15 protein-coding genes are annotated in these 17,395 nt (G+C 68.4%); 5 read left to right on the forward strand and 10 right to left on the reverse strand.

Translation table 11 applies throughout. From position 1 onward, the window contains the following. Both AB0J64_RS18625 and AB0J64_RS18630 read right to left on the reverse strand, forming a co-directional pair. On the reverse strand, positions 1–657 hold a 657-nt coding region (locus AB0J64_RS18625), incomplete at its 3' end, for a non-reducing end alpha-L-arabinofuranosidase family hydrolase (protein WP_364028180.1). Between the two features lie 20 nt (positions 658–677). Beyond that, positions 678–2,315, reverse strand: coding sequence for a glycoside hydrolase 43 family protein (locus AB0J64_RS18630; RefSeq protein WP_364028182.1), 1,638 nt, complete (start codon positions 2,313–2,315; stop codon positions 678–680). Between the two features lie 527 nt (positions 2,316–2,842). Between AB0J64_RS18630 and AB0J64_RS18635 the strand changes: the two genes are divergently transcribed. Together AB0J64_RS18635 and AB0J64_RS18640 are read left to right on the forward strand one after the other, a co-directional pair. Next, positions 2,843–3,901 carry a LacI family DNA-binding transcriptional regulator gene (locus AB0J64_RS18635; protein ID WP_364028184.1) on the forward strand — a complete coding sequence of 353 codons (1,059 nt, stop codon included), beginning with the start codon at positions 2,843–2,845 and terminating at the stop codon, positions 3,899–3,901. Between the two features lie 228 nt (positions 3,902–4,129). Further along, on the forward strand, positions 4,130–5,407 hold the full coding sequence (locus AB0J64_RS18640; RefSeq protein ID WP_364028186.1) for a glycoside hydrolase family 30 beta sandwich domain-containing protein: 1,278 nt from the start codon (positions 4,130–4,132) through the stop codon (positions 5,405–5,407). A gap of 40 nt (positions 5,408–5,447) precedes the next feature. Here AB0J64_RS18640 and AB0J64_RS18645 read toward each other — a convergent pair whose 3' ends face one another. Then, positions 5,448–5,885, reverse strand: a complete 438-nt coding sequence (locus tag AB0J64_RS18645; protein ID WP_364028188.1) for a cytidine deaminase — start codon at positions 5,883–5,885, stop codon at positions 5,448–5,450. 507 nt (positions 5,886–6,392) lie between these two features. Next, positions 6,393–7,322 carry an NADP-dependent oxidoreductase gene (locus tag AB0J64_RS18650; RefSeq protein WP_364028190.1) on the reverse strand — a complete coding sequence of 310 codons (930 nt, stop codon included), beginning with the start codon at positions 7,320–7,322 and terminating at the stop codon, positions 6,393–6,395. 168 nt (positions 7,323–7,490) lie between these two features. On the opposite strand from AB0J64_RS18650, the gene AB0J64_RS18655 reads away from it, so the two are divergent. After that, complete coding sequence (locus AB0J64_RS18655; protein WP_364028192.1) at positions 7,491–8,354, forward strand: helix-turn-helix transcriptional regulator; 864 nt, start codon at positions 7,491–7,493, stop codon at positions 8,352–8,354. Between the two features lie 29 nt (positions 8,355–8,383). On the opposite strand, the gene AB0J64_RS18660 is transcribed toward AB0J64_RS18655, so the two are convergent. The 6 genes from AB0J64_RS18660 to AB0J64_RS18685 are packed head-to-tail and all read right to left on the reverse strand — an operon-like array spanning position 8,384 to position 14,106. Further along, positions 8,384–9,382 carry an ABC transporter permease gene (locus AB0J64_RS18660; protein WP_364028194.1) on the reverse strand — a complete coding sequence of 333 codons (999 nt, stop codon included), beginning with the start codon at positions 9,380–9,382 and terminating at the stop codon, positions 8,384–8,386. Beyond that, positions 9,379–10,866 carry a sugar ABC transporter ATP-binding protein gene (locus tag AB0J64_RS18665; protein ID WP_364028196.1) on the reverse strand — a complete coding sequence of 496 codons (1,488 nt, stop codon included), beginning with the start codon at positions 10,864–10,866 and terminating at the stop codon, positions 9,379–9,381. The genes AB0J64_RS18660 and AB0J64_RS18665 overlap by 4 nt, the downstream gene beginning before the upstream one ends. Then, positions 10,863–11,831: a sugar ABC transporter substrate-binding protein gene (locus AB0J64_RS18670; protein ID WP_364028198.1), complete on the reverse strand. Its 969-nt coding sequence runs from the start codon at positions 11,829–11,831 to the stop codon at positions 10,863–10,865. Before AB0J64_RS18670 ends, AB0J64_RS18665 begins: the two co-directional genes overlap by 4 nt. Positions 11,832–11,845: 14 nt before the next feature. Then, positions 11,846–12,217 (reverse strand): RbsD/FucU domain-containing protein, encoded by a 372-nt coding sequence (locus AB0J64_RS18675; RefSeq protein WP_364028200.1) that lies wholly within the window; start codon positions 12,215–12,217, stop codon positions 11,846–11,848. Further along, positions 12,207–13,088 (reverse strand): ribokinase, encoded by an 882-nt coding sequence (locus AB0J64_RS18680; protein WP_364028202.1) that lies wholly within the window; start codon positions 13,086–13,088, stop codon positions 12,207–12,209. The genes AB0J64_RS18675 and AB0J64_RS18680 overlap by 11 nt, the downstream gene beginning before the upstream one ends. Then, complete coding sequence (locus AB0J64_RS18685; protein ID WP_364028204.1) at positions 13,081–14,106, reverse strand: LacI family DNA-binding transcriptional regulator; 1,026 nt, start codon at positions 14,104–14,106, stop codon at positions 13,081–13,083. The genes AB0J64_RS18680 and AB0J64_RS18685 overlap by 8 nt, the downstream gene beginning before the upstream one ends. Positions 14,107–14,543: 437 nt before the next feature. On the opposite strand from AB0J64_RS18685, the gene AB0J64_RS18690 reads away from it, so the two are divergent. After that, on the forward strand, positions 14,544–15,374 hold the full coding sequence (locus AB0J64_RS18690) for a helix-turn-helix domain-containing protein (RefSeq protein ID WP_364028206.1): 831 nt from the start codon (positions 14,544–14,546) through the stop codon (positions 15,372–15,374). A gap of 335 nt (positions 15,375–15,709) precedes the next feature. After that, positions 15,710–17,203: an arabinofuranosidase catalytic domain-containing protein gene (locus AB0J64_RS18695; protein WP_364028208.1), complete on the forward strand. Its 1,494-nt coding sequence runs from the start codon at positions 15,710–15,712 to the stop codon at positions 17,201–17,203. Positions 17,204–17,395: the final 192 nt, after the last annotated feature.

Genomic DNA, 17,395 nt, shown 5'->3' on the forward strand with positions numbered 1-17,395 from the left:
CCTGCCGTTGTAGGGGGCGACGGTGAAGTCCTTGAGCGAGACCCATCCCGACTTCGGGGTCGCCAGCGGGCCCGTCGATGTCCAGCGGTACGTCGCCGGAAGGTCGCACCCCGGGTTCTGGGTGCCGCCGTCGACCTTGACGAGTTGCCACTGCTGGTTGGTGCCGCCCCAGTCGTCGTACTGGACGATGTTCGCGCCGTCGGCGGTGGAGGCCCCCTGCACCTCCAGGGCCTTGTTGCTGTGGCGCGAGATGAACCTCACGTAGCCGTCCGAGCTGTCGGCCAGCCCCCACTGCTGGTTGGTGCCGTTGCCGTCGGCCCATTGCACGATCGCGCCGCCGTTGGCGGTGGAGAAGTTGTAGACGTCGAGCACCTTGCCGGAATGGCGGGACTTGATGCGGTAGTAGCCGCCGCCGGAGTCGACGAACTGCCATTGCTGCTGGTTCTGGTCGTTCCTGGTCCACTGGGTGATGCGGCCGCCGTCGGCGGTCGAGAGGTTGTAGACGTCCAGGGCCTTGCCGCTGCTGCGGTTGACCAGGACGTACCAGGCGTTGGTGTCGACGGTGGCCGCGTTGGCGACCTGAGCCTGAAGGGCGACGAACAGGCTCGCCAGTAAGGTGGCCACCGTCACGAGGACGGCCATGGATTTGAATCTCATGATCTGCTCCGATTGTCCGATCAGGGGGTGGTGAGGTCGAAGCGGCGCACGGTGACCGCGCCGCCGAGGGACTGGGTGGCGTAGTTGAAGATCCCGAAGCGGTAGCCCATGAAGAACTGCCAGGCGTTGTTCAAGGTGAAGGCCGGGCCGAGGCTCACGAAGGTGCTGCCGTCGGTGCTGTAGGAGAAGCGCGCCTGCCTGCCGGAGCCGGGCCTGATGTCGGCGTTGACCCGCAACCAGATCCGGCCGCCTGAGATGTTCGCGCCCGCCGCCTCGGTGCCGGTACCGGTGGTCTGCCACGAGCTGTTCATGGTCAGGCCGTTGGTCATCACCACGCGGTTGACGCCGTTGTCGCGTTTGACGCCGATCCAGGCCGACTGGTCGCGCAGCATCGCCAGCCCGGCGCGGTCGCCGTTGGCCATCTGCGAGTAGTCGAGCTCGATCGTCGCCGTCGACGACGGGCCCTGGATGCGGTGGGTCAGCGTGTTCCGTGCGTTGTAGAGGTCGTTGGTGACGGTCGCGGTCTGCAGGCGCAGGCCGTTGCCGGTGGAGAAGCGGCTGGTGTCGGGGTTGTGGTTCCACTCCCAGCGGGGCCCGAGGCTGCCCGAGGTGAAGGCGTCGGGGCCGATCATGGAGGCCACGGTCCGGCTGGTCTGGATGTCCGGCCTCGGGTAGGTGACGCCCCAACCGCCGTTCACGGTCTGCACGGTCGGCCAGTCGTTGGTCCAGGTGATCGGCGCGAGCGCCGGCACCCGGCCGCCGGGGTAGGCGTCGACGAACGACATGTAGTACCAGGCGCCGTTCTGGGTCTGGACGAGCCCGCCCTGGTGGGGCACGCCGCCGCCGGAGACGGGCCCGGGCATGTTGAGCAGCACCTGGCGCATCTCGTACGGACCCCACGGCGACGTGGAGCGGAGCACGTACTGGCCGTTGGCGGGGCGGGTCAGCCAGATGTAGTAGTAGCCGTTCCGCTTGTAGAAGCGGGAGCCCTCCAGCGTGCCGACGTTACTCGGAGTCTGGAACACCTGCTGGGAGCGCACCTGGCTGAGCCCGTCGGCCGAGAGCTGGGCCACACTGATGGTGCTGTTGCCGTAGGCGACGTACATGGTGTCGTTGGTGTCGATCAGCAGGCCGGCGTCGTAGTAGCAGTTGTTGATCTGCGAACGCTTGGTCCACGTGCCGTCGACGGCTGAGGCGGTGTAGACGTAGGTCCGGTTGAACTCGACGCAGCCGATCCAGTAGTAGGTGCTGTTGCTGGGCCGGTAGTTGAAGGCCGAGGCCCAGATGCCCTTCACGTACGCCCGGCCGCCGTTGAGGTCGTAGGCGCCCGAGTTGAAGTCGAGTCTCGGGACCGAATGTCCGGCGTACTCCCAGTCGACCAGGTTGTAGGAGCGCAGGATCGGCGCGCCCGGCGAGTAGTGCATCGTCGAGGCCGAGTAGTAGTAGGTGTCGCCGACCCGGATGATGTCGCCGTCGGCGAAGTCCTGCCAGACGACCGGGTTGGTGTAGTTGCCGCCGGCGACGAGTTGCCGTTGCTGCTGGTTGCCGCTGTTGCGGTTGACCAGGACGTACCGCGCGTTCGTGTCGACCGGGGTGGCCGACGCCTGGGGCGTGAGGAACACGCCCAGGAGAAGCAGGAACGAGAGAACCGCGAGCACGCGCCTCACAGGAACCTCCAGAGATTGTCGTTCGAGCCGTTGCCGTCGGCGAGCACGACCTGCGAGCCTCGGGACGTCCCGCCGCGGCATCGGTGTACAGGCGAACGGGGGAACGGTCGGTCGTGCGCGGTCGCCGGGGATGACGGGTGACATCCAAAGCTCCTTGGCTGCTGGATCGAGGATGGCGGCCACGAAATCTGTTAGCGCTAACGTTCGGTCCTGCAGGGCTGCACGGCCTTCTCCGGTGATGACATTGTCGCGGAGCACAGCCAACTGTCCGAGTCGGCGTCCACGAGAGGCAATCCCTGCCACCTGGGCGTTACTGCAGAAACGCTGCCCCGCCTGGGCATTCGTCCGTGAGGGAGACCGCGCCGCATTGCCCGCGCGAATGAAAGTTTCACCGGAGTTACCCGTCGGCACCAGGGAAAGTCGGTTCGGGAAGGCATTAACTTGCTGACTCCGCGCCCAGGGGAGCGGCAGAAACGGCTTCGGTCGGAGACCGAAATGCACCTGGATACACTCCCGATATGACCTCGACCGAAGAACCCCTCAGGGGCGAATCGCCACCTTCGGTACCACTGACCCTGACTCAGCTGGCCGAACTGGCAGGAGTGTCCACCGCCACGGTCTCCAAGGTCATCAACGGTCGGTCGGAGGTCGGGCCGGCGACCCGCGCACTCGTCGAGAGGCTCATCGAGGAGCACGGCTATCGCCGGCAGCGTCGCCGCATCAAGCCGGCCAGCCTCATCGAAGTCGTCTTCCACGAGCTTGCCGGAGACTACCCGACGGAGATCGTCAAAGGAGTCCAGCAGGTCGCATGGGCCCATGGCCTGAGCGTGGTGATCTCCGAACTCGGCGGCCGGCACACTCCCGGGCCCAGATGGATCGGGGACCTGCTCACCCGCCGTCCTACCGGTGTGATCACGGTGTTCTCGGGCCCGGAGGACGATCAGCGCGTACGGCTGGCAACCCAGGAGATTCCCCTGGTGGTGCTGGATCCTGCGGGCAACCCGGGGCTCGGCGTGCCATCCGTGGCCGCCACGAACTGGAGCGGCGGCCTGGAGGCCACCCGTCACCTGCTCGAACTGGGCCACCGGCGCATCGCGATGATCACCGGACCTGCATTCGCGCTCTCCAGCCGGGCCCGGCTGGACGGTTATCGCGCCGCTCTTGAGGCCGCGGGGATGTCGGTGGATCCGGCTCTCATCCGCGAAGGAAAGTTTCAGATCGAGGACGGGATAGCCCACACCCATCAACTGATGAAACTGTCCGAGCCGCCCACCGCGATTTTCGCCGCCAACGACGGGCAGGCCATCGGTGTCTACCATGCGGCTCATGAGCTGCGGTTACGCGTACCCGACGACCTCAGCGTGATCGGCTTCGACGACATGCCGGTCTCGCGCTGGGCGCTACCGCCGCTCACCACCATCCACCAGCCGCTGCGCGAGATGGGTGCCACGGCCGCAACCATGCTGATCAGCCTGGCTGAAGGGGAGCAACTCCAGCAGAAAAGGGTGGAGTTGGGGACGGAACTGGTGGTCCGCCAGAGTACGGCCGCTCTGCGACGTAGCCGAGACCCATCATGATCTTGATTAAGTTACTGCCTTATCAAACGGTTGACGAGCCCCCGTAGGGGGCTTAACTTGCAGCAGAAGATGTTAACGCGAACAAATGGCGCCTTTCCGGGCTCGCCAAGGGTGGGCCGAGGCAACGTTCAGCAGCATTAGCCGAAAACGACGAGTGCGTAGTCATCACCGTTTTGGGAGCGCTCCCAAATAGGCGCGGTTCGGCACCACCGGCCAAAAGGAGGAGACATGACGCAAGGTCCGAATGAGCCCGTGAGCAGCGAGCCAAGTTCCCCGAGCCGGAGAACCGTCCTGGCGGCGATGGGGTCCCTGCCGATCCTCACAGCCACGACGTCGGCCGCCGCGGTGGTCATCGATCCGTCGGCGCAGCGGCAGACGATCCGAGGCTTCGGCGGCATGACCCACACGGCCTGGATCGGCGACCTGACAGCTGCCCAGCGGGAAACGGCGTTCGGCACCGGCGAGGGCCGGCTGGGGTTCTCCGTGCTGAGGATCCCCGTCCCCGAGAACTCGGCGGACTGGAGCCGTGATGTGGCGACGGCGAGGCGCGCGATCGAGCTCGGGGCGACCGTCATCGCGTCACCGTGGAATCCCCCCGCCCGCATGGTCGAGACCTTCGTGCGCGGCAGTCAGACCAACGCGAGACGGCTCAGGTACGACATGTACGGCGCCTATGCCCAGCACCTGAACGACTTCACCACGTACCTGCGGAACAACGGGGTGAACCTGTACGGCATATCGGTGCAGAACGAGCCCGATTACGCGCATGACTGGACGTGGTGGACTCCCACCGAAATGGTGCGGTTCCTGCGGGAGAACGCCGGCTCGATCGGCACCAGGGTCATCGCACCCGAGTCCTTCCAGTACCTGAAGAACATGTCGGACCCGATCCTCAACGACTCCGCGGCGCTCGCCAACGTGGACATCATCGGGGCTCACCTCTACGGCACGTCGTTCGCGAACTTCCCCTACCCCCTCTTCAAGCAGAAGGGCGCGGGCAAAGAACTCTGGATGACCGAGGTCTACTACCCCAACAGCACCGATTCGGCGGACCTCTGGCCCCAGGCGCTCGACGTGGGGGAGCACATCCACCGCGCCATGGTCGACGCCGAGTTCCAGGCGTACATCTGGTGGTACATCCGGCGCAGCTACGGTCCCATGCGGGAGGACGGTCAGATCAGCAAGCGCGGCGCCAACATGGCGCACTTCGCCAGGTTCGTCCGCCCCGGATATGTGCGGATCGATGCGACGGCGAACCCGGCGTCGAACGTCTACGTATCGGCGTACCGGGGCGGTAACTCGACGGTCGTCATCGTCGCCATCAACAAGGGGACCTCCGCGGTGAGCCAGCAGTTCACCCTGAGGAACGGCACCGCGTCCAGGGTCTCGTCCTGGCTGACCGATGCGGGCAGGAACGTCGCGTCCCAGGGCACGACCGGCGTGTCGAACGGCTCCTTCACCGTCACGCTTCCCGCTCGAAGTGTGATGACCTTCGTGACCGCGTGACCCAGCCTTCCGGACCTTTGCCCGGCAATCGTCCGGGGAGTCAGCTCGTGCTGAGCGGTGCGTTCTCCTCGGCATCGAGCTGGTGCTCGGCCCAGACGTAGCTTTCGGGAAGCAGGTCGGTGATGGAGACGGTACGGAGTCCGTCACCTGTGCCGACGATGACCTCGAGGGCTGGGAAGTAGTCGAGAAGGACCTGGCGGCAGCGACCGCATGGGGGCACAACCCCTCGGTCGCGGTCGCCCACGGCGACGATGGTGTCCAGGTCGTAGGCGCCCTGCGCGGCAGCCGTGCCGATGAGGACGAGCTCCGCACAGGGGCCGCCGGTGAAGTGGTAGGCGTTCACGGCCGTGACGATCCGGCCGTCGCGATTGCGGGCCGCGGCCGCCATGGTGTGGTTGTCGCCCCGGCAGCGTGTGGCCGCGACATGCGCCGCAGCCTGGATCAGTTCGTGGTCGACGTGGTTGATCTGTGTGGTCATCTTCTGCCTTCGTGTGGTGTCAGGCGGCGCTGGCCCATGCGTGCCCGTACGTGTTCAGCCACGTGATCATTCTGATCGCCCGGCGCCGCCCGCTACAGCAACCAGACGATACGTCACAACGGGGCGAACGCCACCAGATGCGGCACCAGGCAGGCCCGCCCATCGAGGCCGCGACCTGGCGACCCGGCTGGTGCTCGGCGCCGAGACCGTCGTGCTCGACCCGTTCGACGAGGACCCCGCCGAGACGCTTCATCCCCAGTCGGCCTGCCGCGCTCGCGACCGTGGCCGAGGTGGGCGATGTCTCCCAGCGGCGGGGCCATCAAGCCGGCCGCCCAGGCCCGGTGGGCGGCCCGCCGCCTGGACCCGGCCGCCGCGGCGGCCACCACCAGGTACACCAGCTGCCGGCCCTGCGACATGTGCAGGGGTGCGATCGAACGGTCCGGGCTCGGGCGCGTGGTGTACGCCCTGTCCAACGATGCCCAGCTCACGTGTGCCGTACGAGCACGGTCACGGCTTGAGGACGATCTTGCCGCGGGTGTGGCGCTTCTCCAGCTCGCGGTAGGCGTCCTGGACCCGGTCCAGGGGATAAGTGGCGGCGATCGGGACCTCCAGCCGCCCTGTACGGATCAGGTCGGCCAACTCGGCCAGCACCTCGACCGTGGCCCCGGCGGTGTTGCCTTCGAACTTCACCCCGTGCCGCTCGACCGCGGCGTAGTCGATGACGGTGTTGATCCGGTCGGTGCCCACGCCGAGTTCGAGCGCGAGCTCCACATAGCCGCCGCCGAAATTGTCGATGAAGGCGTCGACGTGGCCGGCCGCGGCCTTGATGCGCTCGGCGACGCCCTCGCCGTAGGCGATCGGGATGGCCCCGTGGTCGCGGAGCCACTGGTGGTTCGGCTCGCTCGCCAGCCCGATCACCGTGGCGCCGGCGTTGACGGCGAGCTGTGTCGCGATCGTCCCGACCCCGCCGGCGGCTCCGGCGATCACCACCGTGTCGCCGGGGCGCAGGCCGACCGCTCGTGTTTCCGCATACGCCGTCGAGCCCGCGACGTGCAGCGAGGCCGCCTGCTCCCACGGCACCTCCGGCGGCCGGTGCACCAGTGCGGCCGCCTCCGCCACGACGTACTCGGCATGGCTGGCGCGGTTGTCGGTGAACCCGAACACCTCATCGCCCGCCGCGAAGCCCTCGACCCCGTCACCGACCGTGAGCACCACTCCGGCCAGGTCGCTGCCCTGACCGGAGGGGAAGGTGGCAGGCCATCTGTCATGGAGCACCCCCAGGCGGATCGCAGCCTCGCCCGGGTTGATCGAGGCGGCCACCACCTTCACCAGAACCTGCCCCGGACCGGGGACCGGCCGCTCCACTTCCGCGACCCGCAGCACCTCGATCCCGCCGTACCCGTCGAACCGCACCGCTCTCATCGTCTCAGTCGCCATCTCGATCTCCCTGACCCTTTCTCCACTCCGGGTTCCGTGGTGAATTCCCGGTACGCGGATCATGTTGCCGACGGTGGGCAGAAGGCGGAATCGGACGGGTCTCCCTAGGACCAGCGATCCTAGGCTGAGGCCCGCTGCCAGTCCCGGAGCTGCGCAATCATGGGGGGCATGGACATGGACCGCGCCCAGCTCGCCGATTTCCTGCGCCGCTGCCGGGAACGGCTGCGCCCCCAGGAAGCGGGGCTGTCGGCCGGGCCCCGCCGTCGCACGCCCGGCCTGCGCCGAGAGGAGGTCTCGCAGCTCGCGGGCATGTCGGCCGACTACTACATGCGCCTGGAACAGGCGCGCAGCCCGCAACCTTCACCACAGATCCTCGCCGCGCTGGCCCGCGCGCTCCGGCTGACCGATGACGAGCGCGATCACCTGTACCTGCTGTCCGGCCACCGTCCGCCGACCGGTCTGCTGGCCCACGACCACGTCAGTCCCGGCCTGCTCTACCTCCTCGACCAGCTCACCGAGACTCCGGCGCACATCACCAACGACATCGGTGACCTGCTCGCCCGCAACCCGATGGCAGAGGCGCTGCTCGGATGCATCTGCTCGATCCGTGAACAGGACCGCAACTTCATCTGGCGGTGGTTCACCGATCCTGCGATACGCCAGGCGTTCCACCCGGACGAGCGCGACGTGCTCAGCCGGGGCCACGTCGCTGACCTGCGCGCCTCCTACGCCCGCCGCGGTGGCGACGAACCCTCCACCCGCCTGGTCGACCGGCTCCGGGCCACGAGCGAGGAGTTCGACAGGCTGTGGGACCTGCACGAGGTGGCAGTCCGGCGCTCCAGCCGGATGCGGCTGGCCCATTCCGCTGTCGGCCCCATCGACCTGCTCTGCGAGACTCTGCTCAGCCCCGCAGAGGACCAGCGGCTCATCATCTTCACCCCCGCGCCGGGAACCTCCGCGATCGACCACCTGAGCCTGCTCCGCGTGCTCGGCCATGGAGACTTCGTGCCTGCCGCCCCTGCCCGCCGCTGAAACCCTGTCGGTCAGGTCCCGAGGTGTGGTCAGGAGAGGATCATCGCCGGTGCGGGTGCCTGCGCCAGTTGGGTAACGGCCAGCTTGCGGGCCAGGCGGAGCCGGTACGCGTCCAGCACCACGGCGACCAGGATCACCAGCCCGGTGATGATCTGCCGTTCGAAGTCGGAGACGCCCATGAGCAGCAGCCCGTTGGTGAGCACGCCGAGCAGACATGCCCCGAGGAACGTCCCGGCCATGGAGCCGCGCCCGCCCATCAGGCTGGCTCCGCCGATGACCACGGCGGCGATCGCGTTGAGCTCGTAGCCCTGGCCCAGGATCGGGCTGGCGATGTTGAGCCTGGCCATGTACAGAACGGCCGCGATGCCGACGGTCAATCCGGCGATCATGAACGCGGCGATCTTGATGCGGGAGGTCTTGTGGCCGGACAGGCGGACGGCTTCCTCGTTGTTGCCGGTGGCGTAGATCAGCCGCCCGAAGACCGTGCGCGACAGCACGAACCAGCCGGCCCCCGCCAGCAGCAGCGCCACCCAGAAGACCGCGGGGATGCCCAGCAGCGTGATGGTGCCGAAGTCGTTGAGCGCGGCGGGCAGGTCGTAGATGGTGGCCGCGTCGGTGTACCGCTCGGCGGCGCCGCGCGCGACGTTGAGCATGGCCAGGGTGACGATGAACGACGGCACCCGCCACTGTTCTGACACGAACCCGTTGATCCAGCCGACCACGCCGCCGACGAGCACGCTCACGAGGATCGCGCCGATCAGCGTCACGACGGAGCCGGATCCGGCCATCATGGTGCCCGACACGACCGCGCACAGCGCCATCGCCGAGCCGACCGACAGGTCGATGCCACCGACCAGGATCACGAACGTCATGCCGACGGCGAGCACGGTGTTCAGGGTGATCTGGGTCATGATGTTGCGCAGGTTCTGCTCGGTCGCGAAGTTCGGAGCGGCGATGACGAAGAAGCCCGCGAGCAGCACCAGGGCGACGCCGATGCCGGCCTCGCCGAGCACGAGCCTTTTGATCATTGTGTTTCACCGTTCTTGAGGTAGCCCGAGTAGGCCAGAGTGAGGATGTGCTCGGCGTCGAAGTCCGCCCGGGCGACCTCGCCGGCGATCTTGCCGCGGGAGAAGACGAGGATGCGGTCGCAGATGCCCATCAGCTCCGGCAGGTCCGAGGAGACCACGAGCAGGGCCTTGCCTTCCGCGGCCAGGCCGAGCAGCAACTCGTGGATCTCGTACTTGGCGCCGACGTCGATGCCGCGGGTGGGCTCGTCCACGATCAGGATGTCGGATCCGGCGTTGAGCCACTTGGCCAGCACGACCTTCTGCTGGTTGCCACCCGACAGGGTGCGCACGTGCTGGCCGACGCCCGCGGAGCGCAGGTGCAGGCGCCGCCCGAGGCTCTCGGAGAGCGAGCGCTCCTGGCCGAAGGGCACCAGGAATCCGCGCAGCTTGGCGAGCGTGACGTTGGCGCTGATCGGCAGGTCGAGGACCAGGCCCTGCGACTTGCGGTCCTCGGTGAGCAGGCTGATGCCGTGCTGCACCGCGTCCTTGGGGTGCCGAATGTGCACCGACTCGCCGTAAAGCTCGATATTTCCGGACAAAGCCGGGTCGGCACCGAAGATCGCGCGCATCGCCTCGGTACGGCCGGAGCCGACCAGCCCGGCGAGACCCACAACCTCCCCGCGCCGTACCGAGAAGGAGAGCGGCCCCTCGAAGCCCGCGACCCTGAGGTCGCGCACCTTCAGTGCCACCTCGCCCAGCTCCGTCGGCGGCTTGGCGGGGAACTCCTGCGCGAGGTCGCGCCCCACCATCAACCTGACCAGGTCGGGCGCGGTCACGCCGGCCATCTCGCGGGTCTCGACGCTGCGCCCGTTGCGCAGCACCGTGACCCTGTCGGCCAGCTCCAGCACCTCCTGCAGGTGGTGGGAGATGTAGACGACGGCCACGCCGCGCTCGCGCAACGCCCTCAGGATGCCGAACAGGCGTCCCGCCTCGCGCGAGGTGAGCGTGGCCGTCGGCTCGTCCATGATCAGCAGCTTGCAGTCGGTGGAGATCGCCTTCGCGATCTCCACCAGCTGCATCTGCGCGATGCCGAGCCGCTCGACCAGCGTGTCAGGCGAGACGTCCAGACCGATCTCGGCCAGCAGCCGCGCCGCGTCCGCGTGCAGCCGCTTCCTGTCGACGACGCCCGCCGTGCGCGGCAGCGCGCGCAGGAACAGGTTCTCCGCCACGGTGAGGTACGGCAGCAGCGCCAGCTCCTGGTGGACCACCGAGATCCCGGCGGCCAGACCGTCGGCCGCACTGGCGGGGGTGTACGGCGCGCCGTCGATGGTCATCGTGCCGCCGTCCGGCGCGTGGATCCCGGCCAGGGCCTTGACCAGCGTGGACTTGCCCGCGCCGTTCTCGCCCACGAGGGCGTGGATCTCGCCCGCGCGGATGTCGAGGTCGACCCCGTCAAGCGCCACCACACCGGGGAAGCGCTTGACGAGGCCGCTGACTTTCATCATCCGACGTTGTCCTTGGTGATGAGCTTGATCTCGGTCTTCTGCCAGCCGCTGATGTTCTCGCCGGCGATCATCTTCATGGCGTAGTCGATGCCGTTGGCGGCCTGCTGCGCGCCGTACTGGTCGAGGGTCGCCACGACGGAGCCGTCCTTGACGTACTGGGTGATGGCCGGGATGTTGTCGAACGCGGCGACCTTGATCTGGTCCTTCTTGCCCTGCTCCTCGATCGCCTTCAGGGCGCCGAGCGCCATGTTGTCGTTGCCGGCCAGCACGCCCTTGATGTTCGGGTGCGCGCTGAGCATGTTGCCGAAGACGGTGTGCGCCTCGTCGGTCTCCCAGTGCGCGGTCTTGGAGTCGACGAGCTTGAGCCCGCCCTCCTTGATCGCGTCCTCGAAGCCGGCCTTGCGCTGGGCGGCGTTGGCCGCGCCGGGGTTGCCTTCCAGGATGACGACCTCGGCGTCCTTGCCGACGGCCTTGACCAGCTCCATGCCCGACTGCTTGGCGCCCTCACGGTTGTCGGGGCCGACGAACGGCACCTTGTCGCCGATGCCGGCGGCCTTCATCGCGCCCTCGTCGAGCTGGACGTCGATGTTGACGACCTTCACGCCCGCGTCGACGGCGCGCTTGATCGGCGCGATCAGCGCGCGGGAGTCGGCGGGGGCGATCACGATGGCCTTGGCCTGCTGGGTGACGCACTTCTCGACGGCGGCGACCTGGTTGTCGATGTCGGTCTCGTTCTGGATGCCGACGACGCTGAGCGTGAGGTCGCCGCGCTTGGCGGCGTGCTCCTCGGCGCCCTTCTGCATCTGCTGGAAGAACTCGTTGGCCAGCGACTTCATCACCAGGCAGACGCCCGGCTTCTCACCCGGCTTGGGGGCAGCGGCGGGCGCGGCGGTGGTGCCGCCTTCCTTGCCGCAGGCGGTCAGCGCGAGGGCCAGACCCGCCACGACGACGATCTTCTTGTTCATTCGGTGTTTCTCCTTCAGAAAGGAACACCCGCTCGGAGGACGACGTTCGCGTACGGCGTCGCCTCACCGGTCCGCACGACCGCGCGGGCCCGGCCGGTGAGCTCCTTGAGCTGGGTATGGGGGATTCGTTCTGTTCTTGGCAGCAGGTCGTCGAGGAAGCCAGGGGGCGACTCCTCGGCGACGTAGGCGGTCTCGACGACGAGTTCGCCGAGCACCGCTTCGAGTACGGGCAGGAAGGCAGGTTCACCTCTGCGCCAGACGAGGTCGACCGTCTCGACGCCGGGTGGGACGGGCAGGCCTGGGTCGGCCACCACGATGAGGTCGGTGTGTCCCGCTGCGGACAGGATCTGCAGCAGGCGGGGATGCCAGAGGCCGTCATGACGCACGGGCGAACAGCCTTTCCACTTGGTCGCCGGTGGGCATGGCGGTCTGGGCGCCGTGGCCGGTGGTGGCCAGCGCGCCGGCCGCGCAGGCCCGCCGTACGGCCTGGGCGAGGGGCAGGCCGCTCGCGTAGGCGAGCGCGAGCTGCGCGCAGAAGGTGTCCCCGGCGCCGACCGCGTCCACCGCGGGCACCGGGAAGGAGGGCACCTGGCAGGCGCCGGAGGCGTCCTGGCCGCGCGCCCCGTGCTCGCCCAGCGTCACCACCGCGGCGCGCGGTCCGAGTGCGAGCAGGGCGGCGGTGTCGGTGCCGCCGCACAGGGCGGCGGCCTCGCCCTCGTTGACGATCAGCAGATCGACCAGGGTGAGCAGCTCGTCAAGACCGTGCGCGTACGGGGCGGCGTTGAGGATCACCGGCACGCCGTGCGCCCTGGCCTGCCGGGCGGCGGCGAGACAGGCGGCCACCGGGATCTCCAGCTGCAGCAGGAGCGCGTCGGCGCCGGTGAGGTCGAGGTCGGTGGGGCGCAGCAGCCCGTTGGCGCCCCTGGCGATAGTGATCATGTTCTCGCCGCCGTCCTCGACCACGATCATCGCCAGCCCGGTGTCGGCGGGGGCCTGACGTACGCCTGAGACGTCCACGCCCTCGCCCGCCACGGCGGCGAGCAGCTCACGGCCCACCGCGTCGTCGCCGACCTGGCCCACCAGGCGGACCCGCGCGCCCAGCCGGGCGGCGGCCACCGCCTGGTTGGCGCCCTTGCCTCCGGCGGCCCGCACCACGGCGGCACCCGCGACCGTCTCGCCCCTGCCGGGCAGGCGCGTCACCTGGACCGTGAGATCCATGTTGAGGCTGCCGACGACGACCAGCTCCAGCTCACGCATCGTCGAGCCCGCCCACCGGGTCAGGGCAGCCGCAGGAACCCCGCCTGATCAGCGTGGCGGACAGGACCACGCGCTCGCCTCCCGACGATTCACCGATCTGCGCCGCCAGCAGCTCCACGGCCCCCCTGCCCAGTTCCTCGATCGGCTGGCGCATGGTGGTGAGCGCGGGCACGGTGTAGGAGGAGGCGGCGATGCCGTCGAACGAGCACAGCGCGACGTCGCCGGGCACGCTCAGCCCCAGCTCGGCCGCGGCGCGCATGACGCCGATCGCCTGCTCGTCGCTGGTCACGAAGAGCGCGGTGGGCCGGGCCTCGCGCGACAGGAGCCGCCGGCCGCTGAGGTAACCCTGCCGCCGCCCGAACGGGCCGTGGACCAGCGGCATCGCGTCCAGGTCGAGACCGGCCTCGGTCAGCGCCCGCGACCAGCCGGCGACACGGTCGACGGTCGGGTGGATGTCCTTCGGCCCCGCCACACAGCCGATGCGCCGATGCCCGTGCGAGAGCAGGTGGCTGGTCGCCTCGTGCGCGCCGCCCTCGTTGTCGACAAGCAGGTGGCTGGCAGGGATGTCGTCGAGCTTGCGGTCGAGCACGATGCACGGCACCCCGGAGGCGGCCAGCTGAGACCGCCAGGCGCGCGGGCCGTGGGCGGGGATCAGGATCAGCCCGTCCACCTGGCGGTCGATCAGGGTCCGCACGTAGGTGGCCTCGCGATCCTCGTCGTCCATCGCGTTGCCGAGCAGCAGCGTCAGGCCGTGCTCGAAGGCGACATCCTCGATCTCTCGGGCCAGCTCGGCGAAGAAGGGGTTGGCGTTGTCGGGGACGACGAGCCCGATCGTGTGCGTGCGGCTGGTGCGCAGCGAGCGGGCGACGGCGTTCGGCCGATAGCCGAGCTCCTCGATCGCGCGCAGCACCCGCTCGCGGGTGTGCGGGGCGACGTTCCTCGGCCCGTTGTTGAGCACGTAGCTGACGACGGCATCCGAAGTGCCGGCCAGCCGCGCCACATCGCGGCGTGTGACCACTGCGCAAGTCCCATCTACTCGTGTTGCAGCAGTATTCGGCTGCGGATTCCGCATAGCAACACGAGTAGATGGGACGTTATTAAGCCGTTACTGCAAGATTGCAGGACGGTCACGAATGGCTGTCCGAGGTTGTGCGCCGGCCCGCCGATGCCGCACATTGCCTCCTGTTCCCGTACGGCAGCACGGGGAATGTGCGCAGGTCAGGCCGTCCTGGGGCATGTGTGACACCCGGCCGCGACCATGTCGACGGACGGTGAATGGCCGCTGCAGCCTGGTCGTCCACCGCCCGTGACGCCATGATCTGCGGCAGGCGTGCATGACGGACTGCCGCCGGAACTCCCACGGACCATGCGCCTGGCCGAGCGCTTGACCTTCACCTTCGGGGAAGCCGCACAGTGGTCATGACCGGGCGACCGCCCGGAACGAGGGAGCCGTCCATGGGCTTGGTCAGCATCGGTGAGTTCGCGCGTATGTCTCGTCTGTCGCCCAAGGCGCTGCGTCTGTACGACGAACTCGGGCTGCTGGTGCCGGCCCGCGTCGACCCGGACACCGGATACCGCTGGTACGCGGCGACGCAACTCGATCAGGCCCGCCTGGTGGCCGCGCTGCGCCGGATCCGCGTCCCATTGGCCCGGATCCGGGACATCCTGGCCGTGGACGCGGCGTCGGCCGCCGAGGAGATCCGCACCTACTGGGCCGGAACCGAGGCCGAGCACGCCGCCCAGCGCGAACTGGTCGGCCACCTCGTTGACCGCCTTCACGGAGAGAAGTCCGCCATGTACGAGGTCACCGTCCGCGACCTGCCCGCACGCAGCCTGCTCAGCGTCATCCGCCGGGCGCACCAGGACGAACTGGTGCCCATAGGTGGGGAACTGTTCATCCACCGCCTGCGGCGCGGTGGCGTCCCACGGATCGAGGGGGTCGCCGGAGCGCCGTTCATGATCTACCACGGCGAGGTGAGCGGCGACAGCGACGGCCCGGTCGAGTGGTGCTGGCCCGTCCCCGACGACCAGGCCGACGCGATCGCAGCCAGGTTTCCCGACCTCACCCTGCGTACGGAGCCCGCGCACCAGGAAGCATGCGTCGACCCGGAGACGCCCGCGCAGTGGGTCAGCGGAACCCCGGCCGAGCTCGCCATCGGGGCGCTGGCCGCATGGGCTTCGCAGCAGCAGCGTCAGCCGTTCGGAGGTATCCGGCTCCGCCTCATCCCCAACCCCGAAAGCAGGGGGACAGGACCAGACAGCGAGTTCGCCCTGGCGCTGCGCTGACCCGGACTGAACCCCGGCGCATAGCCTGGCCGGGGCTCACTGCACACGTGTGCGCGGCCCCGGCTGCCAGGCCATTGGCACTTCTGCGGTTACCCACCGACTGCGTTCTCCTGTCGCACGTTATGGCGGAATAGAAGCCGATCTTCACCGGGTATTGACAGTCGCCGCGTCCTTGATGACACTTTGGGCGAAACACAGCGGAACGCGTTTGGATATTAATGTTAGCGCTAACAATTCAAATTCATGGATAAAGATGTTAGCGCTAACAGGTCGTTCTCCACCCCAATGGTCACCGCCGGGCACTGCGCTGTCTCGCAGCACACGAAAGGCACACTATGGGTTTCTGGTCTCTGCGCCACTGGCGGCGAACGGCCCTCACCGTCGCCTCCTCCGCTGCGCTCGTCGTCACCGCGCTGGTCGCCGTGCCAGGCACGGCACAGGCGGCCGGCACGTTGTCCTGCGACATCTACGCGAGCGGCGGCACGCCGTGCGTCGCCGCTCACAGCACCACCCGTGCGCTCTTCGGCTCCTACAGCGGGGCGCTCTACCAGGTGCGGCGCTGGTCCGACGGTGCGACGACCAACATCGGCGTGCTCAGCGCCGGCGGCTATGCGAACGCCGCGACCCAGGACTCCTTCTGCTCGGGCACGTACTGCACGATCGTTCGCATCTACGACCAGACGTCGCGCCACAACGACCTCACGATCGCTCCCGGCGGCGGCGCCAATCCCACAGCCGACCAAGGGGCGAACGCGGCGGCTCTGCCCGTGACGGCAGGTGGCCACAAGGTCTACGGCGTCTACATCTCCGCGGGCAACGGCTACCGCAACAACGCGACGAACGGCATCGCCACCGGCAGCCAGCCCGAGGGCATGTACATGGTGACCGAGGGCACCCATGTCAACGACCGGTGCTGCTTCGACTACGGCAACGCCGAGACCAACAACATGGACACCGGCAACGGCGACATGGACGCGATCTACTTCGGCACGCTGTGCTGGTTCTCACCGTGCGCGGGCGGACCGCGTGTCGCGGCGGACCTCGAGAACGGGTTGTTCGCCGGCGGCAACGGTTCCTGGACCGCGAACACCGGCCGTAGCTCCGCATTCGTGACGGCGATGCTGAAGAACAACGGCACCTCGACATACGCCATCAAGGACGGCAACGCGCAGTCCGGCAGCCTGGCGACGCGGTACAACGGAGCGCTGCCGACCCAGGCCGGCTACCGCCCGATGACCAAGCAAGGCGCGATCATCCTCGGCATCGGCGGCGACAACAGCAACGGCTCTGTCGGATCGTTCTTCGAAGGCGTGATGACCAGCGGCTATCCGAGCGACGCCACGGAGAACGCCGTGCAGGCCAACGTCGTCTCCGTCGGCTACAGCAAGAGCGTCACCTTCCCCGTGAACGGGGCCACCTACCGGCTCACGAACCTCACGAGCGGCAAGGTGCTCGACGCGGTCAACTGCGGCACGGCCAACGGCACGCAGATCGACCAGTGGCAGGCGCTCGGCAACACCTGCCAGCAGTGGCGCTTCAACAGCGTCGGTGCCAACAAGTGGACGATCACCAACGTCAACGCCGGCAAGGTGCTCGACGCGGTCAACTGCGGGGTGGCCCTCGGCACGGCCGTCAACCTGTGGGCGCCGCTCGGCAACACGTGCCAGCAGTGGGCGGTCATCCCCGCGGGCAACGGCCGATATGAGCTGGTGGTCGAGAACAGCGGCATGGTGCTCGACGACCAGAACTGCGGCACCGCGAACGGCACGCCGGCCCGGCTGTGGATGTGGCTCAACAACACCTGCCAGCTCTGGTCGATCGCACCGTAGGGCACCGGCTGGGCACGCTCGGGTGAGTCGCGTTCCACCGAACGGCATGAGCGTGGGACCGCCGGACGCCGGCGGTCCCACGCCCCATCTGCCGCGTCCTCTGCACCGCAGAGTCCGAGGGTGAGCGCCACCGGACGTCCATGGCCCACCGCCGTCCCGGGCTCCACACGCCATGTTCACCTGACCTGACGT

The sequence above is a fragment of the Nonomuraea sp. NPDC049695 genome (assembly GCF_040674955.1).
GTDB lineage: Bacteria > Actinomycetota > Actinomycetes > Streptosporangiales > Streptosporangiaceae > Nonomuraea > Nonomuraea helvata.